Annotated in this window: 22 protein-coding genes; 7 read left to right on the top strand and 15 right to left on the bottom strand. The window is 41.8% G+C overall.

All coding sequences use genetic code 11. The annotated features are described in order from the left end of the window. Positions 1-10: 10 nt before the first annotated feature. Positions 11-751, top strand: a complete 741-nt coding sequence (locus tag CYL31_RS10460; RefSeq protein WP_212915208.1) for a siderophore-interacting protein — start codon at positions 11-13, stop codon at positions 749-751. A 64-nt stretch (positions 752-815) separates the two neighbouring features. On the opposite strand, the gene cysN is transcribed toward CYL31_RS10460, so the two are convergent. The 3 genes from cysN to CYL31_RS10445 all read right to left on the bottom strand — a co-directional run bounded on the left by cysN (position 816) and on the right by CYL31_RS10445 (position 4501). Beyond that, positions 816-2429: a sulfate adenylyltransferase subunit CysN gene (gene cysN, locus CYL31_RS10455; RefSeq protein WP_212915207.1), complete on the bottom strand. Its 1614-nt coding sequence runs from the start codon at positions 2427-2429 to the stop codon at positions 816-818. Positions 2430-2447: 18 nt separating this feature from the next. Continuing rightward, complete coding sequence (gene cysD / locus CYL31_RS10450; RefSeq protein ID WP_212915206.1) at positions 2448-3353, bottom strand: sulfate adenylyltransferase subunit CysD; 906 nt, start codon at positions 3351-3353, stop codon at positions 2448-2450. A gap of 227 nt (positions 3354-3580) precedes the next feature. Continuing rightward, on the bottom strand, positions 3581-4501 hold the full coding sequence (locus CYL31_RS10445) for a hypothetical protein (RefSeq protein WP_212915205.1): 921 nt from the start codon (positions 4499-4501) through the stop codon (positions 3581-3583). 157 nt (positions 4502-4658) lie between these two features. On the opposite strand from CYL31_RS10445, the gene CYL31_RS10440 reads away from it, so the two are divergent. Continuing rightward, positions 4659-5243, top strand: a complete 585-nt coding sequence (locus CYL31_RS10440) for a superoxide dismutase (protein WP_100185804.1) — start codon at positions 4659-4661, stop codon at positions 5241-5243. A gap of 71 nt (positions 5244-5314) precedes the next feature. Here CYL31_RS10440 and CYL31_RS10435 read toward each other — a convergent pair whose 3' ends face one another. Together CYL31_RS10435 and CYL31_RS10430 are read right to left on the bottom strand one after the other, a co-directional pair. Next, positions 5315-5764, bottom strand: coding sequence for a tellurite resistance TerB family protein (locus tag CYL31_RS10435; RefSeq protein WP_212915204.1), 450 nt, complete (start codon positions 5762-5764; stop codon positions 5315-5317). Next, positions 5758-6228 carry a DUF6942 family protein gene (locus CYL31_RS10430; RefSeq protein WP_212915203.1) on the bottom strand — a complete coding sequence of 157 codons (471 nt, stop codon included), beginning with the start codon at positions 6226-6228 and terminating at the stop codon, positions 5758-5760. The genes CYL31_RS10435 and CYL31_RS10430 overlap by 7 nt, the downstream gene beginning before the upstream one ends. A gap of 222 nt (positions 6229-6450) precedes the next feature. On the opposite strand from CYL31_RS10430, the gene CYL31_RS10425 reads away from it, so the two are divergent. The 4 genes from CYL31_RS10425 to CYL31_RS10410 all read left to right on the top strand — a co-directional run bounded on the left by CYL31_RS10425 (position 6451) and on the right by CYL31_RS10410 (position 9696). Next, complete coding sequence (locus CYL31_RS10425; protein ID WP_212915202.1) at positions 6451-6849, top strand: YeeE/YedE family protein; 399 nt, start codon at positions 6451-6453, stop codon at positions 6847-6849. A gap of 10 nt (positions 6850-6859) precedes the next feature. Further along, positions 6860-7279: a DUF6691 family protein gene (locus tag CYL31_RS10420; protein WP_212915201.1), complete on the top strand. Its 420-nt coding sequence runs from the start codon at positions 6860-6862 to the stop codon at positions 7277-7279. Between the two features lie 266 nt (positions 7280-7545). Then, the gene (locus CYL31_RS10415) at positions 7546-8712 is read left to right on the top strand and encodes a type III PLP-dependent enzyme (RefSeq protein WP_012069876.1); all 1167 of its coding nucleotides are present in this window, start codon (positions 7546-7548) and stop codon (positions 8710-8712) included. A 141-nt stretch (positions 8713-8853) separates the two neighbouring features. Continuing rightward, positions 8854-9696, top strand: coding sequence for an MOSC domain-containing protein (locus tag CYL31_RS10410; protein WP_212915200.1), 843 nt, complete (start codon positions 8854-8856; stop codon positions 9694-9696). 96 nt (positions 9697-9792) lie between these two features. Here CYL31_RS10410 and CYL31_RS10405 read toward each other — a convergent pair whose 3' ends face one another. Next, entirely contained in the window at positions 9793-11379 is a 1587-nt protein-coding gene (locus CYL31_RS10405) for an ABC-F family ATPase (protein ID WP_212915199.1), read from the bottom strand. Positions 11380-11680: 301 nt separating this feature from the next. Between CYL31_RS10405 and CYL31_RS10400 the strand changes: the two genes are divergently transcribed. Continuing rightward, on the top strand, positions 11681-12175 hold the full coding sequence (locus tag CYL31_RS10400) for a cyclic nucleotide-binding domain-containing protein (protein WP_212915198.1): 495 nt from the start codon (positions 11681-11683) through the stop codon (positions 12173-12175). 45 nt (positions 12176-12220) lie between these two features. Here the strand turns inward: CYL31_RS10400 and CYL31_RS10395 are convergent, their stop codons facing one another. The 9 genes from CYL31_RS10395 to CYL31_RS10355 form a co-directional block, all read right to left on the bottom strand. Then, a complete protein-coding gene (locus tag CYL31_RS10395; protein ID WP_212915197.1) occupies positions 12221-12574 on the bottom strand; it encodes a RidA family protein in 354 nt (117 codons plus the stop codon). Between the two features lie 109 nt (positions 12575-12683). Then, entirely contained in the window at positions 12684-13292 is a 609-nt protein-coding gene (gene cobO / locus CYL31_RS10390; protein WP_212915196.1) for a cob(I)yrinic acid a,c-diamide adenosyltransferase, read from the bottom strand. 88 nt (positions 13293-13380) lie between these two features. Further along, positions 13381-17118 (bottom strand): methionine synthase, encoded by a 3738-nt coding sequence (metH, locus tag CYL31_RS10385; protein ID WP_212915195.1) that lies wholly within the window; start codon positions 17116-17118, stop codon positions 13381-13383. A gap of 160 nt (positions 17119-17278) precedes the next feature. Beyond that, entirely contained in the window at positions 17279-18862 is a 1584-nt protein-coding gene (locus CYL31_RS10380; RefSeq protein WP_212915194.1) for a coiled-coil domain-containing protein, read from the bottom strand. A 181-nt stretch (positions 18863-19043) separates the two neighbouring features. Further along, a complete protein-coding gene (gene pepN / locus CYL31_RS10375; RefSeq protein WP_212915193.1) occupies positions 19044-21677 on the bottom strand; it encodes an aminopeptidase N in 2634 nt (877 codons plus the stop codon). A 10-nt stretch (positions 21678-21687) separates the two neighbouring features. Beyond that, the gene (locus CYL31_RS10370; protein ID WP_212915192.1) at positions 21688-22512 is read right to left on the bottom strand and encodes a DUF2797 domain-containing protein; all 825 of its coding nucleotides are present in this window, start codon (positions 22510-22512) and stop codon (positions 21688-21690) included. Next, complete coding sequence (locus tag CYL31_RS10365) at positions 22512-22793, bottom strand: YeaC family protein (RefSeq protein WP_212915191.1); 282 nt, start codon at positions 22791-22793, stop codon at positions 22512-22514. The genes CYL31_RS10370 and CYL31_RS10365 overlap by 1 nt, the downstream gene beginning before the upstream one ends. Before the next feature lie 77 nt (positions 22794-22870). After that, on the bottom strand, positions 22871-23743 hold the full coding sequence (locus CYL31_RS10360) for a rhomboid family intramembrane serine protease (RefSeq protein ID WP_212915190.1): 873 nt from the start codon (positions 23741-23743) through the stop codon (positions 22871-22873). 60 nt (positions 23744-23803) lie between these two features. Next, positions 23804-24685: an NAD(+) kinase gene (locus CYL31_RS10355; RefSeq protein WP_212915189.1), complete on the bottom strand. Its 882-nt coding sequence runs from the start codon at positions 24683-24685 to the stop codon at positions 23804-23806. Positions 24686-24818 lie beyond the last annotated feature (133 nt).

The raw sequence follows: 24818 nt of genomic DNA, 5'->3' as shown, positions 1-24818 counted from the left end.
GGAGCCCGTTATGAGCAGACCACAACCACGAGAGTTAACGGTTATTAATAAATTACATGTTACCCCTAATATGTTGCGAGTCACCTTAGGGGGTGACAATATTAATACCATTCCTGAAGATCAGGAAAGCGGCTATGTTAAACTTATTTTTCCAAGAAAGGATCAAAAGCCCCTATTACGTACTTATACTATTCGACATCAACGAGCTAATGAAATAGATATTGATTTTGTCTTGCATGAAGATGGTGGACCAGCATCAACATGGGCAAAAAACACTCAACCTAACGACACAATTCTTGTTGGAGGCCCTGGTCCCAAAAAACTCATTGAAGAGTCAACTGACTGGAAAATACTAGTGGGTGATATGACGGCCTTGCCAGCAATCAGTGTCAATTTAGCAAAGCTTCCACAAGACTCAAAAGGGTATGCTGTACTTGAAGTAATTTCAGAGGATGACATTCAGCCTTTAAAGCACCCTACCGGCATTGAGCTTAAATGGGTAATTAACCCCCACCCTGGCGAAAACGCCAACTTACTATTGGATCAAATTCAGTCACTATCATGGCATCAAGGCAGTGTTTCTGTTTGGGTGGCTTGCGAATTTAGCAGCATGAGAATGCTACGTTCATTTTTTAAGAATGACAGAAATATTGAAAAAGAAAATTTCTATATTTCTAGCTACTGGAAATTAGGCAATAGTGAAGATCAGCATAAAGAAGTGAAGCGTGTTGATTTAGAAGAAACAGTGTAATAAAACCTTTATTTCAACAATAAAAAAGCCAGCCCATAGAGCTGGCTTTGTTACATTTCTTTCGTTATAGCTGAACGCTTTCAACAATTAAATCCACGACGTCATCTAGTGCGGATTCGGTGATCTGAGAATCCGCTATCGCCGAGTCGGCCACCAAAAAGGCAACACCTGTCTGACGAATTAGCGCCGATTCTTGCGCTGTCGCATCCGCTTTTACCAAAGCAACAATACCTTGGCGTAACAACAGGCGTTCAAGCGCATCACTTTGCTTCAACACGCTAGCTGCCAAGGCGATAACTGCAGGTTTTTGACCGAGTCGTGCGGCACGATCTTCCGCACTAACTACAGTGTCTTGATCTAGCTCAGCAACAGCCTCTTCAACCATACCTGCACCAACTGTTACGTTAGTTAAGCGGTCAATAATAATCAAAGCACCAGTGAAACGGCTATCTGTGTATTCATCAAATGCAACAGGTGCATCGAACTGAATGACTGCATCGCCGATACCATTTAGTTCCAACGCATCTATTTTGCTAACTTCAAGCGTATTAACGTCAACACGATGGTTAAAGTGATGAACTTTACCAGGAACCGTTTGCGTTCCTAATTTGAAGTCATACAACTTACCAGGAACCAATGGATGATCAGCCATCCACACAATGGAAGAGCGAAGCGTAGTCGCAATCAGAGGCTCTTGACCAATGTGCGAAAGCATGTCGCCACGACTAATATCGATCTCATCTTCAAGTGTAATAGTGACAGCTTGACCTGCTTTTGCTGCCTCTAAATCACCATCAAATGTCACAATTCTTTCAACTGTAGAGGTTTTACCTGAAGGCAAGGCTACAACTTTATCACCTGGCTTAACGACGCCTGCAGCAATGGTTCCAGAAAAACCACGGAAGTCTAGGTTAGGACGGTTAACATATTGAACTGGGAAACGGAAAGAGTCACGCTTCACATCACGATTAATTTGCACCGTTTCCAAAATCGACATTAATGGGCCGCCTTGATACCAAGGCGTGCTTTCTGACGCATTTACAACGTTGTCGCCACGCAATGCTGACATTGGAACAAAATGAATATCTTCAGGTTGACGATCACCAAGCTGGCCAACAAATTTTAGATAGTCATTTTTAATTTGGTTAAATTTTTCTTCGGAGAATTCGACCAAATCCATTTTGTTAATTGCAACCACAACATGCTTAATGCCCAACAAAGAAGCAATATAGCTATGACGGCGGGTTTGGGTTTGAACGCCATAACGCGCATCGATCAAGATAATGGCAAGATCACAAGTGGATGCACCGGTCGCCATGTTACGGGTATATTGCTCATGCCCTGGAGTATCGGCAATGATAAACTTACGTTTTTCAGTAGAAAAATAACGGTAAGCTACATCGATTGTGATGCCCTGCTCGCGCTCTGCTTGGAGGCCATCGACTAACAAAGCCAAGTCTACCTCTTCACCCTGGGTGCCAGACTTTTTGCTGTCACGCTTAACCGCGTCTAGGTGATCTTCATAAATCAACTTAGAGTCATGAAGCAAACGACCGATTAGTGTACTTTTTCCATCATCGACATTGCCACAAGTAAGAAGACGCAATAAGTCTTTTTCTTCATGTTGTTTCAGATAACCAAGTATGTCTTGGCTGATCAATTCTGATTGGTGAGACATTCTTTCTTTACTCCAAACTTAGAAATAGCCTTGTTTCTTCTTCTCTTCCATTGACCCAGATGAATCATGGTCAATCATTCGCCCTTGACGCTCTGAACTTCTTGTCAGCAACATTTCCTGAATAATTTCAGGTAGGGATGCTGCTTCAGATTCAACCGCACCCGTTAATGGGTAGCAACCTAGAGTACGGAAGCGAACAGACTTCATCTCAGGGACTTCACCGTTTAACGGCATACGCTCATCATCAACCATGATCAAAGTACCATCACGTTCAACGACTGGGCGTTTTGCAGAAAAGTAAAGAGGAACAATTGGAATGCTTTCCAGATAGATATATTGCCAGATATCAAGCTCAGTCCAGTTAGACAATGGGAAAACACGGATGCTCTCGCCTTTGTTCACTTTACCGTTATAGATATTCCACAATTCTGGGCGCTGATTTTTTGGGTCCCAGCGGTGTTGCTTATCACGGAAGGAGTAAACGCGCTCTTTTGCGCGAGATTTTTCTTCGTCACGGCGGGCGCCACCAAAAGCAGCATCAAAACCGTATTTATCTAGAGCCTGTTTAAGACCTTGAGTCTTCATTACATCGGTATGCTTTGAGCTGCCGTGTGTAAAAGGCCCAATACCTTGATCAATACCTTCTTGATTTTGATGAACGATAAGTTCTAAGCCAAGCTTAGCAACTAGCTCATCACGGAAAGTAATCATTTCCTTAAACTTCCAACCGGTATCCACGTGCATTAGTGGAAATGGTGGTTTGCCAGGATAGAATGCCTTCATGGCAAGGTGCAGCATTACAGCTGAGTCTTTACCAATCGAATAAAGCATTACTGGATTATCAAATTCAGCTGCTACCTCACGTATAATATGAATACTTTCGGCTTCTAGCTGTTTTAAGTGAGTAAGTCTTGCCTCTGTCATAATTTCCCATCTCTGTTGTCAGGCTTCAGCATTTTTAAAACTATAACATGCCTTTAGGTTATAAAAAGCATCCCATCTAGACTTTAGTAGAATATGTATATTAAAAAAGCTTTATAAGTAAAACCTTTTTAAGGGTAATTGAATTAGATCTTAAGGAGGAATAGAGAACATATTAGAAAAAGAAAAGGCCGATAAATCGGCCTTTACGCATGTAATTTAGGAAAAATTTACTGAGAGCCGAGTTGCTGCTCTAGCATAAGCTGATTAATCTGCTTGCGCAGACGAATAATTTCGCCATTAACTTGTGTTCTAAACGCATCACTAGAGTTGATAGCATCTTGATGCTTAGCCAAAGTGTCTTGAATATTCGCCACATCGGTAGAGCTAGTATCAGCAGTGCGTTTTTCGATGGTCGATACTTTTTTCTGAAGAGCAGTCAGATCTTGTAGAATTTGATCCAAACTTAAGGCTTGCGCTTCGTTCTGCCCTGCTTGAGCTGCTATGGATTTTTCAGATGCTTGCAATTGTTTGGCTTGGGCATCTTGTTTTGCTGCTACTGTTTTTACTGTTTCATCTATTGAGGCAACAGTAGGAACAAGTTTATTGAAGCCAGCTTCAACTTCATTAAAGGCTTCTGCTTGAACAGCTATACGTTTCGACTGAGTCGAAATAGTGTCACGCATTGAAGAAAGTTTCTTCTGAAGCTCCTCAATCGCAGCATCATTACTCTCTATGGACTTTCTATTGGTATCATAAGAAACACCCCAGAGTTTACGAATTTCACTTTCGTGATTTTTCAATGTCTCTTCTAAGGTTTCACCCTGCTCATTAGCGGACACATCAGCAGCAAGGAGCTGATGATCTAAATTTTGTATCTCACTCTTGGCACCGTACAGATCGTTGCGCAACTGCATATTTTGCTGCCACAGCCAATATCCTGCACCTGCCGAAACGAGCAACAAAAGTATTAATAAAAAATAGATACCGACAAGACTTTGTTTTTTGTGTACAACACTAGGGGCATGAGCTGGTCTTGCTGGCGTAGGGGTCGAATGACCTTTTGGTGCGGTTGCACTAGGTCTTCTATTGCTGACTTCATCTTGATCCAGAGTCAGGCTTGGGATCTCAACATCATCGTCTCTTCGCATGGAAATCTTATATAGTCGCTATTAACAGTAATTATGGAAAATCGTTCTAGAACAAACCTAAATAATATTATCTTAAGTCGTTCGGTGCTACTATATAAGCACCATTAACTGCTTGATAACAAGCATTTTTCGTTAATTAAAAGCAAGGAGAATTGAAATGGCTTTTGAATTACCCGCTCTTCCTTATGCTAAAGACGCACTAGAGCCTCATATGTCTGTTGAAACGCTTGAGTACCATCACGGCAAGCATCACAACACTTATGTTGTTAAATTAAACGGCTTAGTTCCTGGTTCTGAATACGAAAATAAAACGCTAGAAGAGATCATTGTATCTGCTCCAGCGGGCCCTGTTTTCAATAATGCAGCTCAAATCTGGAATCATACTTTCTTCTGGAATAGCCTAAGCCCTAACGGCGGTGGCGAGCCTACTGGTGCTCTAGCTGATGCAATCAATGCAAAATGGGGTTCTTTCGCAGAGTTCCAAGCCGCTTTTGATGACAAAGCAGTAAACAACTTTGGTTCTAGCTGGACTTGGTTGGTTAAAAACGCTGATGGCTCTCTAGAAATCGTAAATACAAGCAATGCTGCAACACCTATGACAAATGGTCAAACGGCTATCATCACCGTAGATCTTTGGGAACACGCTTACTACATTGATTACCGCAATGTTCGCCCTGATTACTTAAAAGGTTTTTGGGCACTAGCTAACTGGGAATTCGCGGCAGCGAACTTCGCAGCTTAATTCTATTTTTTATTAAATTAATAATAGAGTAAGACCAGTCAAAAAACGCGGCAATAGCCGCGTTTTTTTGTCTAAGATTCTTCTGTTTTCATTTCAGCCAATACAAAGAGTTTTGCCTGAATAAACTCTGAATGAGGCATAAACAACAACTCGCTGATAGTTCGAATGCGATGATCTTCATAAGAATCAATATCACCATCAGCAAGTGCAACACGCCACAGAGCTTTTAATAGCAACATTTTTTGTTCTAAGGTTGCCGTTTCGTTAATGACCTTAGTAAATTGATAGAGATCATTCGCTGCATCTACACCCGAACGAGCTTCCTCATAAAGAGTATCTATATCATCCCCTAACTCACTTACTTCACGAAGAAACCGTTTTACCTGATCTTCTTCCATTTCGTTTATTTCATTATCAGCCAGCATCACTTCCATAAGTAAAGCCGCTACGGCTTTCTGATAAGATATTTGCTCACCCTGCTCTACAGGAAGGCTAAAAAGACTCTTTAAAGCATTTAACATTTTTTCTCCAAAATATACTCACGTAGAGCTTCAATTAAGATATTAGGAAACTGTCTATAGTCTAGATATGGACACCAAATATACGGAAGACAAACAAAGGAAGTATGTACGTCTCCGACTTCTTGAGCAGAATCTACAACTGGCAGTTCGTCTCTAAATGTATTGCCGACAATAAAAACCAAGCCCCTATAGTCACCAAGTTGATCAAAAGAAAACGCAATGCCAACTTTATTTAAAAGCTCTTTATCGCGAAAGACTTTCCACGAATCATATGTCGGTGCTGCTAGCTTCGCCATGATAGTAAATATTTTACGCCAATGATTACCATTCAGTTCGATTAAGAGAGATACATCCGGTTTCTCTAAAAACGATATATCGACAGGGCTTGGTAAAGCAGGCCTGTTTGGTAATAGAAACACGTAGTCAGCTTCATTTGGGCAGGCACCTATCCACAAGTCATTCATTTGACACTCCTTAATTTAATAAGAATACAGCGAGCACTTTTTTATATCTGCCAGACAATAGGTAAAGACTGTGCAATTGCCGATAACTCCCACATACCAATCAAATTTAGCCATACGCAGATCAAGTAAACACAAAATAAAAGTGTATTAACAATAATACATTAGACTTTTCTTATTTAATTAAATTAGAATAAACTTATATAAACCTAAAAGGCTTCAAACATGGATACTATTTTTAACCCGCTGGTCGGTGGCCTTCTGATAGGTCTCGCCACAGTCATTTATCTTCTGAGTGTAGGCAAAGTCATCGGCATTAGCGGAATACTATCTCAAGCGCTCTTTAGTAAAGAGCGTTTTTTGCCCTTTCTATTCATTGCTGGGCTCATCATCGGTGGTAGCGCATACGGTATTTTCACTGAGCAAACCGTTGCTTTTCCTGAAACAAGGAGCCCTCTTCTTTTAATCATATCTGGATTACTCGTCGGTTATGGAACAAGGCTTGGAGGTGGTTGTACTAGCGGGCATGGCGTTTGTGGGATATCGCGACTTTCCCCTCGCTCAATAATCGCCACTTTGGTCTTCATGGCTGCCGCAATTATCACTGTTGCAGTCCTTAAATAGGAGAATGGTTATGTACGCAATTATCACGCTCGTAGCAGGTTTATTATTTGGTCTGGGTTTAGCTTTTTCAGAAATGACGAATCCTACTGTCGTTATTGGTTTCTTAGATATTTTTGGCAATTGGAATCCTTCCTTAATTATCGTAATGGCAAGCGCCATTGCCGTCGGCATGATTGGCTATGCTATTAAAGGAAAACGTTTAGCACCTTTTCTAGCCAGTAAATGGCAAGTTCCAACACTTCGTAATATTGACGCAAAACTCATTATTGGGTCGTCACTTTTTGGTATTGGTTGGGGGATTAGTGGTTACTGCCCTGGACCTGGATTAACAGCTTTAGTGAATAATCCAAGTGAAGGTTTTTACTTTATGGCGGCTGTAATTGCTGGCAGTGGGTTACATTATTTCCAGACTCGCAACATACAAAAGTAGTGCTAGAAATCCCTAAATAAAAAGGAGACTTTTGTAGTCTCTTTTTTTTAGTCTAAAATATGAAAAAATACTTGACCCAAGACGCCTTGCGTCTTAAATTTCGCCCGCGTCATTGCTGAACATAATCCGCACCGCTTCAACTGCTGCGCTAGTCGCTTAAGGCTTTATAGCCGGATAAGTAACAGCCATAAGTAGGACGGGAGAAGGTAAAGACGTTTACTTATTTAATCGGTTTATGTTTTGCATAATTAAGGAGCCTCTAGCCCATGACTATTGACGTCAATTCTTTTTACACACCTGAGCGTTTTGCCCGTTTTAAAGCGTTTGCTGAAACTAAAGACACCCCTTTTGTTGTTATCGATACAGACATTATTGATGAAGCTTATACTGAACTTACAAAAGGCTTTCCTGTTGCTGATATTTTTTATGCCATTAAAGCAAACCCAGCACCAGAAATTCTGACTCTACTTCGTGACCGTGGCTCAAACTTTGATGTGGCGTCTCGTTATGAGTTGGACAAACTATTTGCAATCGGTGGCATCTCACCTGATCAAGTTAGTTATGGCAATACCATCAAGAAAGCAAAAGACGTTCGTTACTTTTACGAAAAAGGCGTGCGCATGTTTGCGACAGATTCTGAAGCCGATTTGCGTAACATTGCAAAAGCGGCTCCAGGCTCTCGCGTTTATGTTCGCATCTTGACTGAAGGCACAGTAACGGCTGATTGGCCACTTTCTCGTAAATTTGGCTGCCGTCCAGATATGGCGATGGACTTACTGGTACTTGCAAAAGAACTTGGTCTGATCCCTTACGGCATTTCTTTTCACGTTGGCTCTCAGCAGCGTGATATCGGTGCATGGGATGCTGCAATCGCTAGTGTTAAAGTAATCTTTGAGCGTCTTAAAGAAGAAGATGGCATCGTTTTAGAAATGATCAACATGGGTGGCGGATTCCCTGCAAACTATATTGCTCGTACTAATGACCTTGCAACTTATGCGGAAGAGATTACTCGTTTCTTGGAAGAAGACTTTGGAACAGATTTGCCTCGCATCATTTTGGAACCTGGCCGCTCTTTGATCTCTAACGCAGGCGTTCTAGTAAGTGAAGTCGTTTTGATTTCTCGCAAATCACACACTGCGCTAAATCGTTGGGTCTTCACTGACGTTGGTAAATTCTCTGGCCTTATTGAAACGTTAGATGAATCGATCAAGTACCCGATTCATGTTGAAAAAGGTGGCGAGTTAGAAGAAGTTATTATCGCAGGCCCTACCTGTGACAGTGCCGATATTATGTATGAAAACTACAAATATGGTCTACCACTGAATTTGGCTATTGGGGATCGCATGTACTGGCTATCAACTGGCGCCTACACAACAACTTACAGCGCAGTAGAGTTTAACGGCTTCCCGCCTTTGGCTTCTTACTACTTGTAAGTACTTTTTGTAAGTAATTTGCCTAGATAGCAATAAAACGTAAGCCTCAGAAATTGATTTTCTGGGGCTTTTTTATTGGAATGATCTTATTGCTAAGTAATAATAAGGTCTAACTAACAAAAAACTTAAAAGGGAATTTTCATGCAGTACACCCTAAGTGAACTCGTCATCTATCCAATAAAATCCATCCAAGGTATCTCTTTGCCATCAAGCCATGTTGAGAGTGCCGGTCTTTATGGTGATCGACGTTATATGCTGGTAAAATCTGATGGCGAATTCATTTCCGGTCGAAAGCACCCTAATCTAACATTAGTAACGGCCAAGCGAGCTAAAAGTGATGCATGGCATCTTTCTCATCCAGAAATACCCAACGATCTTATTATAGATTCATCGACCTTTTCCAGTAACCACACAGAAGTCACAGTGTGGGACAGCACAGTTAATGCACAACTTGCCCAAGAAGAGGCCAATGCGTGGTTTAGCGAGGTAGCAGGCGAAATTGTAAAGCTGGTTTATTTCAGCGAAAAATCAGAACGCTTTACAAACCGTAGACCGGAAGTCCCTGTTGGTTTTGCTGACGGCTATCCTTTTTTATTGACGACAGAAGCTTCACTAAATGAACTTAATCGAACTTGTCCAGAAAAGATTCAAATGGCTCAATTTCGTCCAAATTTAGTTGTTAAAGGGAATAAGCCGTTTGAAGAAGATAGCTGGAAACGAATTCGTATTGGTAAAGTAGAATTTGAAAATGTTAAGCCTTGTGATCGTTGTATTTTCACAACATTGAATCCAACTACAGCGCAACGAAGTAAAAAAGGTGAGCCGCTTAAAACACTAGCCAAGTTCCGCCTACTCGGAAAGGAAAGTATTACTTTTGGCCTTAATATGATCGCGCTGAACACTGGAACGGTTAACGTAGATGACAAAGTTGAAGTTCTTGAATACAAAGAACCAGAAGTGTATGTAGACAAACGTAAGGCTTAAACACTTTAAGCCTCTCTCATCTTTTTCCACCATTAAAAATACATAAAAAAAGAAGGCGCTCGGCCTTCTTTTTTTAACAAAATATAGCTTCTTAGCTTAGGCTTCTATTTTAGCCAAGTACTCATCGTATGTACCGTGGAAGTCGACGATGCCTTCACTAGTAACTTCTACAATGCGAGTTGCCAAAGAGGACACAAATTCACGGTCATGACTGACGAAAATCAAAGTACCAGGGTAGTTTTCAAGTGCCAAGTTCAATGACTCGATGGATTCCATATCCATGTGGTTAGTTGGCTCATCCATAACTAGAACGTTAGGCTTTTGCAGCATCAACTTACCGAATAACATACGACCCTGTTCACCACCAGACAGCACTTTTACAGATTTCTTAATGTCGTTTTGTGAGAAAAGCAGACGACCTAACGTGCCGCGAATCACTTGCTCATCATCGCCTTCTTGTCCCCATTGCCCCATCCATTCGATTAGATCAACGTCTTTTTCGAATTCATGAGCATGATCCTGTGCGTAATAACCAATATTCGCATTTTCAGACCATTTCACATCCCCTTTGGTTAAATCGGTATCACCCACCAAACATTTTAGTAGAGTAGTTTTACCAATACCGTTTGGACCGATAACCGCAATACGCTCCCCTACTTCGACCATCATGTTTAAACCACTGAACAGCTCTTCATCGTAAGACTTGGCAACGTTCTCAATTTGCACCGCCATACGATGTAGTTTTTTCTCTTGCTCGAAACGGATGAATGGATTCTGACGGCTTGAAGGTTTAACTTCTTCAAGTTGGATCTTATCAATCTGTTTAGCACGAGATGTCGCTTGTTTAGACTTAGATGCGTTGGCAGAGAACCGGCTAACAAACGATTTTAGTTCGTTAATTTGCGCTTTTTTCTTCGCGTTGTCAGACAATAGACGTTCGCGAGCTTGAGTCGCTGCAGTCATGTACTCATCATAGTTACCAGAGAACAAACGCAATTCGCCGTAATCCAAATCTGCCATGTTAGTACAAACAGAGTTCAAGAAGTGACGGTCATGGGAAATGATGATCATGGTGCAATTACGCTCTACCAAGACACCTTCCAACCAACGGATAGTATTGATGTCCAAGTTGTTTGTTGGCTCATCCAACAAAAGAATTTCTGGGTCAGAGAACAAAGCTTGAGCAAGCAAAACTCGAAGCTTTAAGCCCGGAGCTACTTCACTCATCAAACCATAATGCTGCTCTGTAGGAATACCAACACCTAGCAATAGCTCTCCGGCACGCGCATCAGCAGTGTAACCGTCCATTTCAGCAAATTCAGCTTCTAGGTCACCTGCACGCAAGCCATCTGCTTCCGTCATTTCTGGGTTAGCATAAATAGCGTCTTTTTCAGATTTGATCGCCCAAAGCTCTGTGTGACCCATGATAACGGTGTCAATAACAGAATATTCTTCGTAAGCAAATTGATCCTGTTTCAATTTACCAAGACGCTCATTAGGATCTTTGGAAACATTGCCTGAGCTTGGTTCCAAATCGCCACCTAGAATTTTCATGAAGGTGGATTTACCACACCCATTCGCACCGATAAGACCGTAACGTTTTCCTTCTCCGAATTTCACAGAGACGTTTTCAAAAAGAGGTTTTGCACCAAATTGCATGGTGATGTTGGCCGTCGTTAACAAAGTATTCTTCCGTTTATCATGAGGTAAATAATTGTGCTCTTAATAGACTAAATCGTCAGAGCAAAGCTGATGCGCGCATTATCGCACAGATTAGCTCGACTCTTTAAGGGTGAAAATGCTTATTACTAAAAAAAGCTCGAACTTACTGTTACAGATAGAGTCCAAAAAGTTGTAAATAGCATACAAAACAACACTACCTGTTTAGCATGAATAAGCCTAAAACTAATATAGCTCACTCGGCTATCAAGCAATTCATTTTTGGGCCGATGATATAAAAGAACTCATATCGACGGAGAGAGAAATGAAAACCGTCCTAGTAAAAGAATCACAATACGATATATCGCCAGCACATTTGAAAGAAGGCTCTATTTTTGGTGCTTTATCAGATACATCTATACAGTTCCTGTTAGATGAAGGTATTTTGCACAAAGTAGCTAAAGGTGATGAGGTTTTTTCTTATGGCAGCAAGGGTGGCAGCTTTCATACAGTACTGCATGGTAAGCTGGATTTTTATAAGCAGCATGGTGATAAAAAATTACGAACTAGAACCATTTGCTTTGGGGAAGCAATCGGCTTTGTCTCAATGATTGCCTTACATGAGCGAGCTGGTAGCCTTTACGCGTTAGAAGAATGTTTATTGTTAGAAATATCGAGTCAGTTATTTAGCGACTTCCATGACAAGTATCCATTCGATTTCGGGATTTTGCTGATGAATCTATCACGCGATATGGCGAGAACCATCCGTGTGTTAAGTAATGCTATGGTTGAAAGTGACGTGATAGTGAAACAGAACTAAAACTTGACGAGATAGGCTGACACGATGCCTGCCTATCTCAGGGTATTATTTTATTGCAGCAACAACGGATATTTCAACCAGCAACTCAGGTCTTGCCAATCGGGCTTCTACACATGCTCTAGCTGGAGCATGTCCTTCAGGAATCCACGCATCCCAAACAGCGTTCATCGCTGCAAAATCCTTCATATCACGAAGATAAATAGTAGCTGATAAAATATAGGATTTATCGGTAGCAGCCTGTTCCAACAACACATCCACTTTATCTAACATTGTGCGTGTTTGCTCAGTGATGTCCGTATTTGCATCAGCACCAACTTGGCCGCAAAGGTATACCGTTTCATTGTGCTTAACAATACGACTCATGCGTTGACCAACTTCCATGCGCTCAATGGTTGCCATAAAAACCTCTATTAAATTGAGAGTGAAAAAATCATAATTTTATTATTAGAATATGCCCCACAAGATTTTCTAAAAAATCACAGGGCGACTAATATAAAACGACAAAGCATTAAAACTCCAGCCCTTTTTGCGCTTTTATTCCTCGTTTAAATGCATGTTTTACTTCTTTTATCTCGCTGACTGTATCAGCCAATTCAATCAGAGCATCTGAAGCGCCGCGACCAGTGACCACAAGATGCTGATTCTCAGGACGATTCATCAAGCCATTAAGTACATCATCTTCAAGTAAATACTCATAATGCAATAAGTAGGTTAACTCGTCGAGCACCACCAAATCGATACTTGGATCGGTCAACATAGCGGCGGCTTTTTCCCATGCTTGTAGTGAGGAAGCAATATCAGATTCACGGTTCTGCGTTTCCCAAGTAAACCCCGCTGGCATGATTTCCCATTGCACGTTTGCTTGCTGCTTGAAGAAATCGATCTCGCCTGTGTTCCATTCACCTTTTAAAAACTGAACCACTCCAACCTTCATACCATGGCCCAAAGCACGAGCAACCATACCCAACGCAGAACTCGATTTACCTTTGCCATTACCTGTCAAAAGAACAAATGTACCTTTGTCTTCTTGGGCTTTAGCAATACGTTTATCAACATGTGACTTAATAGCTTGCATGCGTTTTTTATGTTGATCTGGATCTTTAATGGCTTTTGACATATAAATACCCTTTTTAAATAGAAAAAACCTAAGCTGCGCGAACTAGCGACACAGATTAGGCTTGATCAAAAAAAACTATAAAGAAAAATTAAATACGATCGTCTTCAGGATCATAACCAAGATTTGGTGCTAACCAGCGTTCAGCTTCATCTTTACTCATTCCTTTACGCTCTGCATAGCTATCCACTTGATCTGGGCCGATTTTACCGACGCCAAAGTAAGTAGCATCTGGATGAGCGAAATACCAGCCGCTTACCGCTGCTGTTGGCAGCATGGCAAAGCTCTCAGTGATCTCCATATCAATTTTTTCTTTTACATCCAACAAGGCCCAAAGCTTTGCTTTTTCAGTGTGATCAGGACAAGCTGGATAGCCTGGCGCTGGACGAATACCTTGGTATTTTTCTTTGATCAATTGCTCGTTGGTTAGCTCTTCAGCTGCTGCATAACCCCAAAACTCTTTACGCACTTTTTCATGTAAATACTCTGCCGTCGCTTCGGCTAAGCGGTCTGCAACTGCTTTGATCATAATAGAGTTGTAATCATCATGATCTGCTTCATATTTCGCCACAATAGGATCAATACCAAAACCCGCAGCACAGGCAAAAGCACCAATATAATCCGCTACGCCACTTTCTTTTGGCGCCACAAAATCCGCCAAGCTGTGGTTATATTTACCCGGAGCCGTTAACTCATTCTGAATTCGAAGGAAAGACAAACGTTCGACGACTTCGCTACGAGATTCATCTGCATAAATTTCAATATCGTCATGATTTGCTTGGTTAGCAGGGAATAAACCAACCACTGCGCGAGCTTGCAAGCACTTAGTAGCGATTACTTCATCTAACATCTTCAATGCATCTTCGAAGACACGCGTCGCCTCGACACCGACTACTTCATCGGTAAGAATGCGCGGATAAGCGCCAGCCAATTCCCATGTTTGGAAGAATGGCGTCCAATCTATGTAATCTTTAACCTGATTAAGATCGATATCGTTTTCCGTTAACACTGTGATGCCAAGCTTTTTAGGCTGAACCACGTTATTACCATCAAATGTAATCGGAGCTTTATTCAGGCGAGCTTTGTCCAAAGAGACGCGACGGCCTGCTTTGGCACGATCTTTATAGCGAATTCGGGTCTTCTCGTAATCAGCTTTAATTTCATCGACAAACTTCTGATAGCGCTCTTTGTCTTTGCTTAACAAAGCACTTGCTACACCAACACTTCGAGACGCATTGGTCACATGAACCACTTGATTGCGCTTGTAGTTTTGTTCAATTTTTACTGCAGTGTGGGCTTTTGATGTTGTCGCACCACCAATCATGATGGGTAAATCAAAACCCTGACGCTCCATTTCTTTTGCCACATGCACCATTTCATCAAGCGATGGCGTGATCAAGCCAGACAAACCAATCATGTCAGCACCGACTTCTTTTGCGGTGCGCAAGATTTTTTCAGCAGGCACCATAACGCCAAGATCGATAACTTCGAAATTGTTACATTGCAGCACAACACCAACGATGTTCTTACCGATATCGTGTACATCGCCCTTCACCGTCGCCATAACGATCTTGCCATTGCTAGACGACGCGGTATCCATGTTAAGGCGTTTTTCTTCTTCGATAAAAGGCATTAGGTAGGCAACGGCTTTTTTCATCACTCGTGCTGATTTAACCACTTGAGGCAAGAACATTTTACCGGAACCAAACAAGTCACCGACTATGCTCATTCCATCCATCAATGGCCCTTCAATTACTTCTAAAGGACGAGCAAAGGCTTGACGCGCTTCTTCCGTATCGTCATCAATAAATTCAGTGATGCCTTTAACCAGTGCATGACTAAGGCGTTCAGACACAGGTAAACTACGCCATTCTTGAGTTTCTTTTTCTGCTACTTCGCCTGTTCCAGCAAACTCACCAGCCATAGCTAGCAAGTTGTCTGTTGCATCTGGTGTACGGTTAAGTACTGCGTCTTCTACGGCATTACGCAATTTGGTTGGGATATCTTCATACAAGGCAAGCTGCCCTGCGTTGACGATACCCATCGTCATGCCTTGTTTGATCGCGTGATATAAGAACACCGCGTGAATCGCCTCACGAACAGGGTTATTACCGCGGAATGAGAAAGACACATTAGACACACCACCCGACACCTTGGCATAAGGTAATTCACGAGTGATATCACCTGTTGCTTCGATAAAGTCCAAGGCGTAACGGTTGTGTTCTTCAATACCTGTCGCGATAGCAAAGATATTCGGGTCGAAAATAATGTCTTCGGGTGGAAAGCCTACTTCATCGACCAAGATGTGATAAGAGCGTCGGCAGATCTCTATTTTACGCGCCCGCGTATCCGCTTGTCCTACTTCATCAAATGCCATAACGATAACCGCAGCGCCGTATTTCATTAGCTTACGCGCTTGTTCGCGGAATTTATCTTCGCCCTCTTTCATACTGATAGAGTTAACGACGCCTTTACCTTGGATCCATTTCAAACCCGCTTCAAGGATTTCCCACTTCGAAGAATCCAGCATGATAGGCACACGAGAAATATCCGGTTCAGACGCGATGAGCTTAAGAAAGCGCTCCATCGCCGCTTGTGAGTCCAACATGCCTTCATCCATGTTGATATCAATGATCTGCGCACCGTTTTCTACTTGCTGACGAGCCACATCCAAAGCGGTATCAAAGTCACCTTCTTTAATCAGGCGCTTAAACATGGCTGACCCGGTGACGTTGGTTCTTTCACCCACGTTCACAAACAAGCTATTGCCATCGATATTAAATGGTTCAAGTCCCGACAAACGACAGGCTTTTTCGATTACAGGAATGACACGCGGTGTCGCGTCTGCAAACGCTTTTGCAAAGGTTTCAATGTGCGCTGGCGCGGTACCACAACAACCGCCGATGATATTCAAAAATCCAGAGTCAACCCAACCCTGAATCTCTTCAAGCATCTCTTCTGGTGATTCATCGTATTCACCAAAGGCATTCGGCAAACCAGCATTAGGGTGAGCAGATACGTGAGTATCGGCAATGCGTGAAAGCTCTTCCACATACTGGCGTAACTCTTTTGGACCTAAAGCACAGTTCAAGCCAACAGAAATAGGTTTAGCGTGAGAAATAGAATTCCAGAAGGCTTCAGTGGTTTGGCCAGATAAAGTACGACCAGAGGCATCTGTGATAGTGCCAGAAATCATAATTGGATAACGAACACCGCTTTTCTCGTAATAGTCTAATACTGCATAAATAGCGGCTTTGGCGTTCAAGGTATCAAAGATAGTTTCGATTAAAATGATATCAACGCCACCTTTAATTAAACCATCAACGGCAGTCGTATAAGCTTCGACTAACTCATCAAAATGTACATTACGAAAGCCAGGATCGTTAACATCAGGAGAAATGGTACAGGTGCGGCTAGTCGGGCCAACAGCCCCAGCCACAAAGCGTGGTTTATTTGGATTTTGTTTAGTGAATTCATCTGCAGCTTCACGTGCTAAACGAGCGGATTCGAAGTTTAGCTCATAGCTAAGATCTTCCATGTGATAATCAAGCATGGAAATGTAATTGGCGTTGAAAGTGTTGGTTTCAATGATGTCAGCGCCAGCAGCAAGATAGCTAGAATAAATGTCTTTGATGATCTTTGGCTGAGTCAAAGAAAGCAGGTCGTTATTGCCTTTTAAGTCACTATTCCAATCAGCAAAACGTTCGCCTCGATAATCTTGTTCTTCTAATCTATATCCCTGAATCATGGTGCCCATGGCGCCATCTAGAATCAATACGTTTTCAGCTAGTCGTTTCTCAATAATAGAATACGAATCGGACTTTACCACTCTCACCACCTCAAAAAAGAATATGCAAACGTACTATACCGAAAAGTGCAGCTTTGCGCGTTGAAAAAAAGTAATGAGGAGTTGAATGATCCGAGGGAAAAAAAATGCGAAGCCAACAAATCAATGCTAGCTTCGCAGTTTTTGTAATCTAGTAATGGTTTTAAGAATTTAGCTCTTGATTGCTTTTTGATTTATTAACACGACCAATAAGAAAACCGCCTAACAAACCAAGCAAAATAGCGCCCCCCCAATAACCATACTTCTCAAACAAATTAGTATTGATTAAAGATAAGGTTTCATTGCCTCGGTAAACTTGTCGTTGAATCGTTTGATCTTGGAAAGCAATTTGCTGACTAACAAATAAATTAACTTGAGCTTCCGGCTTTTCGTTTAAACCAGCTACGCGCCAACGCCATTGCAAACGACCATTTTGCACAACTGCACTCGCGACTCGATCACTGATCATTTGAATATCACTGTCTGTTACTAATTCCGCTTGATAGACCTGACCGGAAAGCGAAGGACTGACGTCAGCAGAAACCAAAATTTCAAAATTGTTATGTAAAGCGATTTCATTTGGCACTTGCCACTTTACGTTCTGTAATGCAGAGCTCATTTGCGACTGCAAAGCTTCTATTGCGGCAGTAACTGATATACCGCTATTTTCTTTTACTTCTAAAGCCTGTTGTGTGCTGGCCAAACGTGCAGACAAAGCACTAAGTTCAGCCTGGCTAGCGGCGAGTTGCTCTCCAGTAGCATTAAGTTGAGCGGTTAGCTCCGCATTATTTTGTTGCGCTTGAGCCAGCTTATTATCAAGATCTTTCCAGCGAGCTTCATAATCTGCGCCTTCATCAAGCACAGATTCTAATTTTAAGATGTCATTTTTGTATTCTTCAATAAGCGCTTTTTGCTCGACCAGTTGATTTTTTAAGTTAGCCAGCTCAATACGCATTTGCGCATTTTCACGCTCATAATTAACATCGTCATTGGCAAGGGGTAATGGTTTTGTGTCGATTATTGGCTGTGCAGATTCCGGCTGCCCACCTCCCAAAGAGCGAATTTTATCCCACAACACTTGATGCTGGGCTCTCGCATCAGACAAAGCGCCACCTAGCATGAGATTCTCTTTCTTAAGCGCAGTAAGTCGTTTTTGGTTAGCTTGATTGTCTGCCTCTAAATTGGCATATTTTTCCTGTAGCTCGGTATTCTCACCTAATAGATCAAGGTAGCTTTGCTTGAAGCCATCTTGGGTTGTGGGCATGTTTTCTAAGCTTGACACCTGCCGCTTTAGTGAAGAGTTTTCATTTTCCAACTGACCGATACGACGCGTAAGTAAATCATTATCTAATTTTAACGCGGCATAACGTGATTCAAGCGATTCACGTAATTTTTTTTGTTCTTCTAATGCCGCTAAAGATTTAGCGCTCGACGGTGATTTCTGCAAGTTGGCAATGATAATGTCTTTATCATCAAGAGATTTATTTAAGGAAGCAAGCTGCCTTTTGTTATCAGCAAGTTGCTTTTGAAGGGAATCAATAAGAGATTTTTTTGACTCTACCTCTTTTTCTAATTCTATTTCTTTTACGCTAACAACTGTGGTTTGAGACGTAATTGGAGATACTGATTCGGCAGAACTCACAGCTGGCTCAATCATAGAGTCAGTCTGCTGGCGTGACGATGTCGTGCAGGCTGACATCATTAGGCCCAATGTAACGGGAATCAAAATCGTCGCATGTGCTTTCATGTTTCGCTCCTTAATAAACTCAAGGTCGACAATAGGTTACCTCTCTTATGCCAGATTTAAGTATAGAATGCAAAGAAGTAGTAAAGACAACTCTCTAAACAATATCAAGCAAACCATAAAAAAGCCCTTGTGGAAAAATCCGCAAGGGCTTTAAATCACTTAAATATGTGCTTTCTAAGTTTTAAGCAAGGCTTTTAGAAATCACTTCATAAACATCTTTAGACAAATCTTCCGCTAAAATTCGCTCAAGTTCCGCTTTCATTTTTACACTTAGCTCTGGCTGCAATTTTTTCCAGCGAGTTAATGGTGTACAAAGACGAGAAGCAATTTGCGGATTGCGTTTATTTAATAAAATAATTTGGTCAGCTAAGAAATGATAACCGCTGCCGTCTGCCTTATGGAAACCTGCAACACTCTGTCCAAAACCTCCAAGTACAGAACGAACTTTGTTTGGATTCTTCAAATCAAAGGCCGGATGTTCCATCAAGCCTTTAACAGTAGACAAAGCAATTTTTTGCTCTTGGCTAGCACTTAGCATTAACCATTTGTTCACAACCAATGGTTCCTCTTTCCACTGCTCATAGAAAGCAGCCAATAGGTCTGCAGCCTGCTTGTGCTGTGAGTTAACAGCAATAGACAACGCAGCAAATTGATCTGTCATGTTATTTGCAGTCTGGAATTGCGTCACAACCTCTTGTTGAGCAAGCTCATTGTTTGTCTCAACCCAGTAAGATAAAGCAATGTTCTTCAATGAACGATGCGCTATATCTTTCGCAGTCGCTTGGTAGTCACCTTGGATTTTATGCTCACGATACACTCGTTCAAAATCCGTTGACAACGCATGAGCCAACTGAGCTTTTAAATATTGGCGTGCTTGTTTAATGGCGGCTGGATAAATTGGGTTCGCGAGTTCAGACAAATACGCCTGGCTAGGTAAAGCCAAAATCAATGCAACCATCGCAGGGTCTAGCGTTTCATCATTTAATAAGGCTTTAAAGCCATGGACCAACTGAGAATCAATCGATAATTCTTTTCCTTCAATTACTTGATTGATTAACGCTGTAAGCTCATTAACCGCCAATTGTTGCGATGCACTCCAGCGATTGAAGCCATCAGTATCAGCAGACAACAACAGCAATAAATCTTTTGAAGAATAGTCGTAGCGTAATTTCACTGGCGCCGAAAAGCCACGTAGCAAAGATGGCACAGGCTTCGCAGTTAAACCGCGAAACTCAAAAACTTGCTCACTAGATTTCAAATGCAGCACATGATCTTCTGCAACAATGCCATTCACTTCTGCTGATAAGGCTGCGCCCTGCTCATCAAGTAAACCGACACGCACAGGAATATGCAGGGGTAATTTTGTTGGTTGACCAGGAGTAGCTGGTGTATCTTGTTTCATCGTTAACCGATATGTTCCTGTTGCTTCGTCAAAGCTATCAATCACTTTGACAATCGGCGTACCTGCTTGGGAGTACCAGCGTTTGAATTGAGAAAGATCCACCCCGGAAGCGTCTTGCATCGCAGCGACAAAATCATCACAAGTCACAGCTTGACCATCATGACGATCAAAATATAAATCTGAACCTGCTCGAAATTTTTCAGCGCCTAACAATGTATGAATCATACGGACAATTTCTGCGCCCTTTTCATAAACAGTCAGAGTATAGAAGTTAGATATTTCAATGAAAGACGCTGGGCGTACAGGGTGTGCCATTGGACCTGCATCTTCAGCAAACTGCGCCGTTTTCAGGAAAGAAACGTCTTCTACGCGTTTTACGGTTTCTGAATGCATATCAGCAGAGAAGGTTTGATCACGGAAAACAGTAAAACCTTCTTTTAAGCTCAACTGGAACCAATCACGGCAAGTCACACGATTGCCGGACCAGTTATGGAAGTATTCGTGAGCAACAATGGCTTCTACACGCAAATAAGTATCGTCAGTTGTTGTTTCTGGGCTGGCTAACAAACAAGATGAATTGAAAATATTCAGCCCTTTGTTTTCCATGGCGCCCATATTAAAGTCATCAACGGCAACGATCATAAAAATATCCAGATCGTATTCACGTCCGTAGGTTTCTTCATCCCAACGCATAGAGCGTTTTAGTGCTTCCATAGCGTAATCGACTTTATCGATGTTATGAGACTCAGTGAAGATTTGCAGCTTAATTTCGCGTTTGCTTTGCGTGGTAAATACGTCATTTTTTACCGTAAGATCACCCGCAACCAAAGCAAAAAGATAAGCAGGTTTAGGGAATGGATCGTGCCATACAACAACTGTTTTACCCTCGTCCGTTTTTCCGCGTTCGATTTCATTACCGTTAGACAACATAACAGGGTAACGAGATTCATCGGCAATAATGGTTGTGGTAAACACAGACATCACATCAGGACGATCTAGGTAATAAGTAATATGGCGGAAACCTTCGGCTTCACACTGGGTGCAGAACATAGAAGACGAACGATATAAACCTTCTAAACGTGTGTTGTTTTGCGGCTCAATTAAGGTTTCACAGGTCAGAATAAATTCATCAGCGGTCGCAGTAATAATCAGTTTATCTTCACTGATGCGGTATTCTTCTGGAGGCAAGGCATAGTCATCCATAGCAACACCAATCAATTTAACATCTTCGCCACCGTCTAGAATCAAAGGGGCTGTTGATTTGCCAAATGCTGGGTTACGGCGCATATGTAAACGCGAAGTGACGATGGTTGTTGCTTCGTCTAGATCAAATGTGAGCTCTGTTTTATCAATGAGAAAAGGAGGAACTTTATAGTCTTTTAAATAAATCGCTGAAGGTTGACTCTCTTTCATGTGCTCTCTCCTAAAAGTTCAATGTCGCTTGATAACCGGTGTATTTACGAATGTTTATCACGCCAGTGTCTAGCATCCAATATTGGCCTTTAATTCCCATCAAAGTGCCTTCGATGAGTGGCGTTTTTTCTGCGTTAAGGCTAGTGATTTTGGTCGGATATTCTAAGACTGGGTAGGTAAATTGATGAGTTTCATTTTCATCGGACAAATCGGTGATGGACTGCAAGCCAAATTCATTTTGCAAGGAATCTAAACCTTCATAAAGTCGATCGATTAAACGTTCTTGCTCATGCTCAAGGTCCATCTCGATTGATGATCCTTTGAGCATATTGCGCCAATTGGTTTTATCCGCCACTTGGGTTTTAAATAAGGTTTCGACTAAACCAGACATTCGTCGGTTTTGTACTCTAAACAAGGCTCTAGCCTGGGTGGCACCCTGATCTATCCAACGCGTGGGTAATTGATCACCACGGGTAATACCTACTTTTAACGCTGATGAATTGGCCAAATAAACATAATGGCTTTGCATGCAATACTGCTCGGCCCACTCAGGTTCCCGACACGTTCCTAAGTGAAAATGGCATTTTTCTGGGCTCATGATGCAAGTATCGCAGGCGGCTAACTTTCGAAAGCAATTAAAGCAAAAACCTTGGCTGAACGATTTTTTGGTCACCTTGCCGCAATTTACACAATGAATCGTGCCATCAAGATGCAAAGAAACTTTTTCACCTAACAAATCGTTAACCAGTACACGATCGTTTCCTAGGTTCAAATGATAATACACTTGGCCATCACGAACCTCAGTCGACATTTTTTTAAGGTTACCCTGTAACATCAAACTTGTCCCTCGGGACCATCGCCAACCCATTTAATGGTATCTTGCTCTTTTGTTGGATCTTTTTTGCCGACGTTTTTGTGGCCTGTGGTATCGATGTAACCAACACGATCTTTTTCTTCTTTATTGCTGTAGTCATAAGTTATAACAGCTTGAAGACATAATTCTGTTTGATCAGGCGTTAATCTCACACCATTGGGCCATTTACCAAGTTCTACTGCTTGTTTCAGTCTGACGTACACTTCAGGCGACATATTGTCGATCATTTCTTTAAAATTCATTTTTCGTATCTCCCTGCGTTCAAGCAGGCCGTTGTTAAAATCTGATAAGTAAAATATAAGTTAAAAGCCCAGTTTAATTAACTCTGACGGCGTTTGGTTGCGAGCCAATAGATAACACCAAGCACTAATCCCGACAACAAACCAATCGTATGTGCGGTATTGGCAATACTACCAAGTCCTAACATTGCAGGAAAAGGTGTATAACCTATACCCAGCCAAATGACAAAAAACACCATCAATTGTTTACTGATAATGATTGGCCAACGCTTGCTTAAAATAGGCAACAGCCAAGCAAAACCAATTAAACCGTACACCACACCAGATAAACCACCAAACAAAGGGTAACCACTTATCTGATACTGTAAAACGTTACTTAGTACAGCAATGATGACAACACCAACACTCCAAACGGCCGACCCTAGAATACGCTCTAATTTACCGCCAATATCCCAGACCCATAAGGTGTTAAAGACAATATGGAGCACACTAAAATGCAATAATGCTGGAGTAAAAAAACGCCAATACTCACCTTTAGAGAAGACTTCTGCTAAATCATAAAAGTAAATATGCCCATTTTTAATATCGAATGGACTGATAGAAAAATAGCCAACTGTCTTGATGTCTGCACCAAGTTGAGTAATCACCGCCACAAGCAAAGTTAGCAATAATAAGATTGTCGTTACTGGAGACAGTTTGAGCTGAGAAAGAATCCCAGCTCTAGAGGTTGCTCTAAGTACAGAAGAAGCTGTTTTAGCTTGCTGCAACAACGCTGGATCGTCTTTCCAAATCGTCATAAGTTGTTCGACTGCGGGTAATTGGCTTGGATCCAACAACCACAATTCATTATGACCATCTTTGAAAATAATTTGGTGTGCCACTTTATGGTGCCACAAGGCTTCGGTTAACCCTTTAGGGTCTTCTGTTTCTTTGAACTGATAGACAAAATACATGGAGCCCCTAAAGAGGATATTTTTATAAAGTGATTAAAAATTTAACTATAACCCAACGGTTTAAGGTCGGTAACTGGATTGCCAACCTAGCTTGTCACGACACACGTTATAAAAATCATGATTTTTAGGGTGTATTAGTCGAATTCCCCCCGTCTTTTTAGTGATGTGGATCTCATCCCCTGGCGCCGCTGTAATATTAAGCTGGCCATCGCAACTGACGCTCGGGTAAGTAAGGTTAGATTCACACACTACGATGCGGATTCTTGCATTTGCATCAATCACGATAGGTCGATTACTTAACGTGTGCGGATGCATAGGCACTAAAACCAAGGCATCCAACTTAGGCAGCATGATAGGACCACCAGCAGATAGTGCGTAGGCAGTAGACCCCGTTGGTGTTGCCACAATCAAACCATCTGATTTTTGGTTCATTACAAATTGATCATCAATGAAAAGATCAAAACGAATCATTCGTGCGGATTTACCAGGATGGAGAACCAAATCATTAAGCGCAATGCCCTCGCCACTGGGACGATTTTGACGCTTAATTTTTGCTTCAATCATAAAGCGCTTCTCTTCATGGTATTCACCACGAAAAATAGGATCTAATTCTTCTTGAAGATTGTGCGGAGAGATATCCGTTAAAAAACCCAACGTACCTCTGTTGATCCCCAATACAGGAATGTCGTAATTACATATTGCTCTAGCAGCGCCAAGGAAACTGCCGTCACCTCCCACCACCATGACCATGTCACAATGATCACCTAACTCTTTTAGTGCCGATGATGCAACTTTCACTCCCGGCATCATGGTCGCCAATTGGTCTTCCAGCACCGGCGCAATGTCTTTTTCTTGAAGATATTCCATCAGTTTCTTAACCGTATCAAGAATCTGAGGTTTATCTAATCGAGCAATAATACCAACACGTCTAAAAAGACTCATGTGTCATTCTCTTCCCGTCTATCGATGTCAACAAATCAACCCACTTAAAGTATGTATAACGGTTTTTATTTTCATGTGGGTTTTACATAAGTTGGGCCACTTTAACATGAAGACGTCGACTATCGCCATCTCG

It is taken from the genome of Marinomonas sp. A3A, assembly GCF_018336955.1.
Taxonomy (GTDB): Bacteria; Pseudomonadota; Gammaproteobacteria; order Pseudomonadales; family Marinomonadaceae; genus Marinomonas; species Marinomonas lutimaris.
This window is presented reverse-complemented; position numbering and strand designations above follow the sequence as displayed.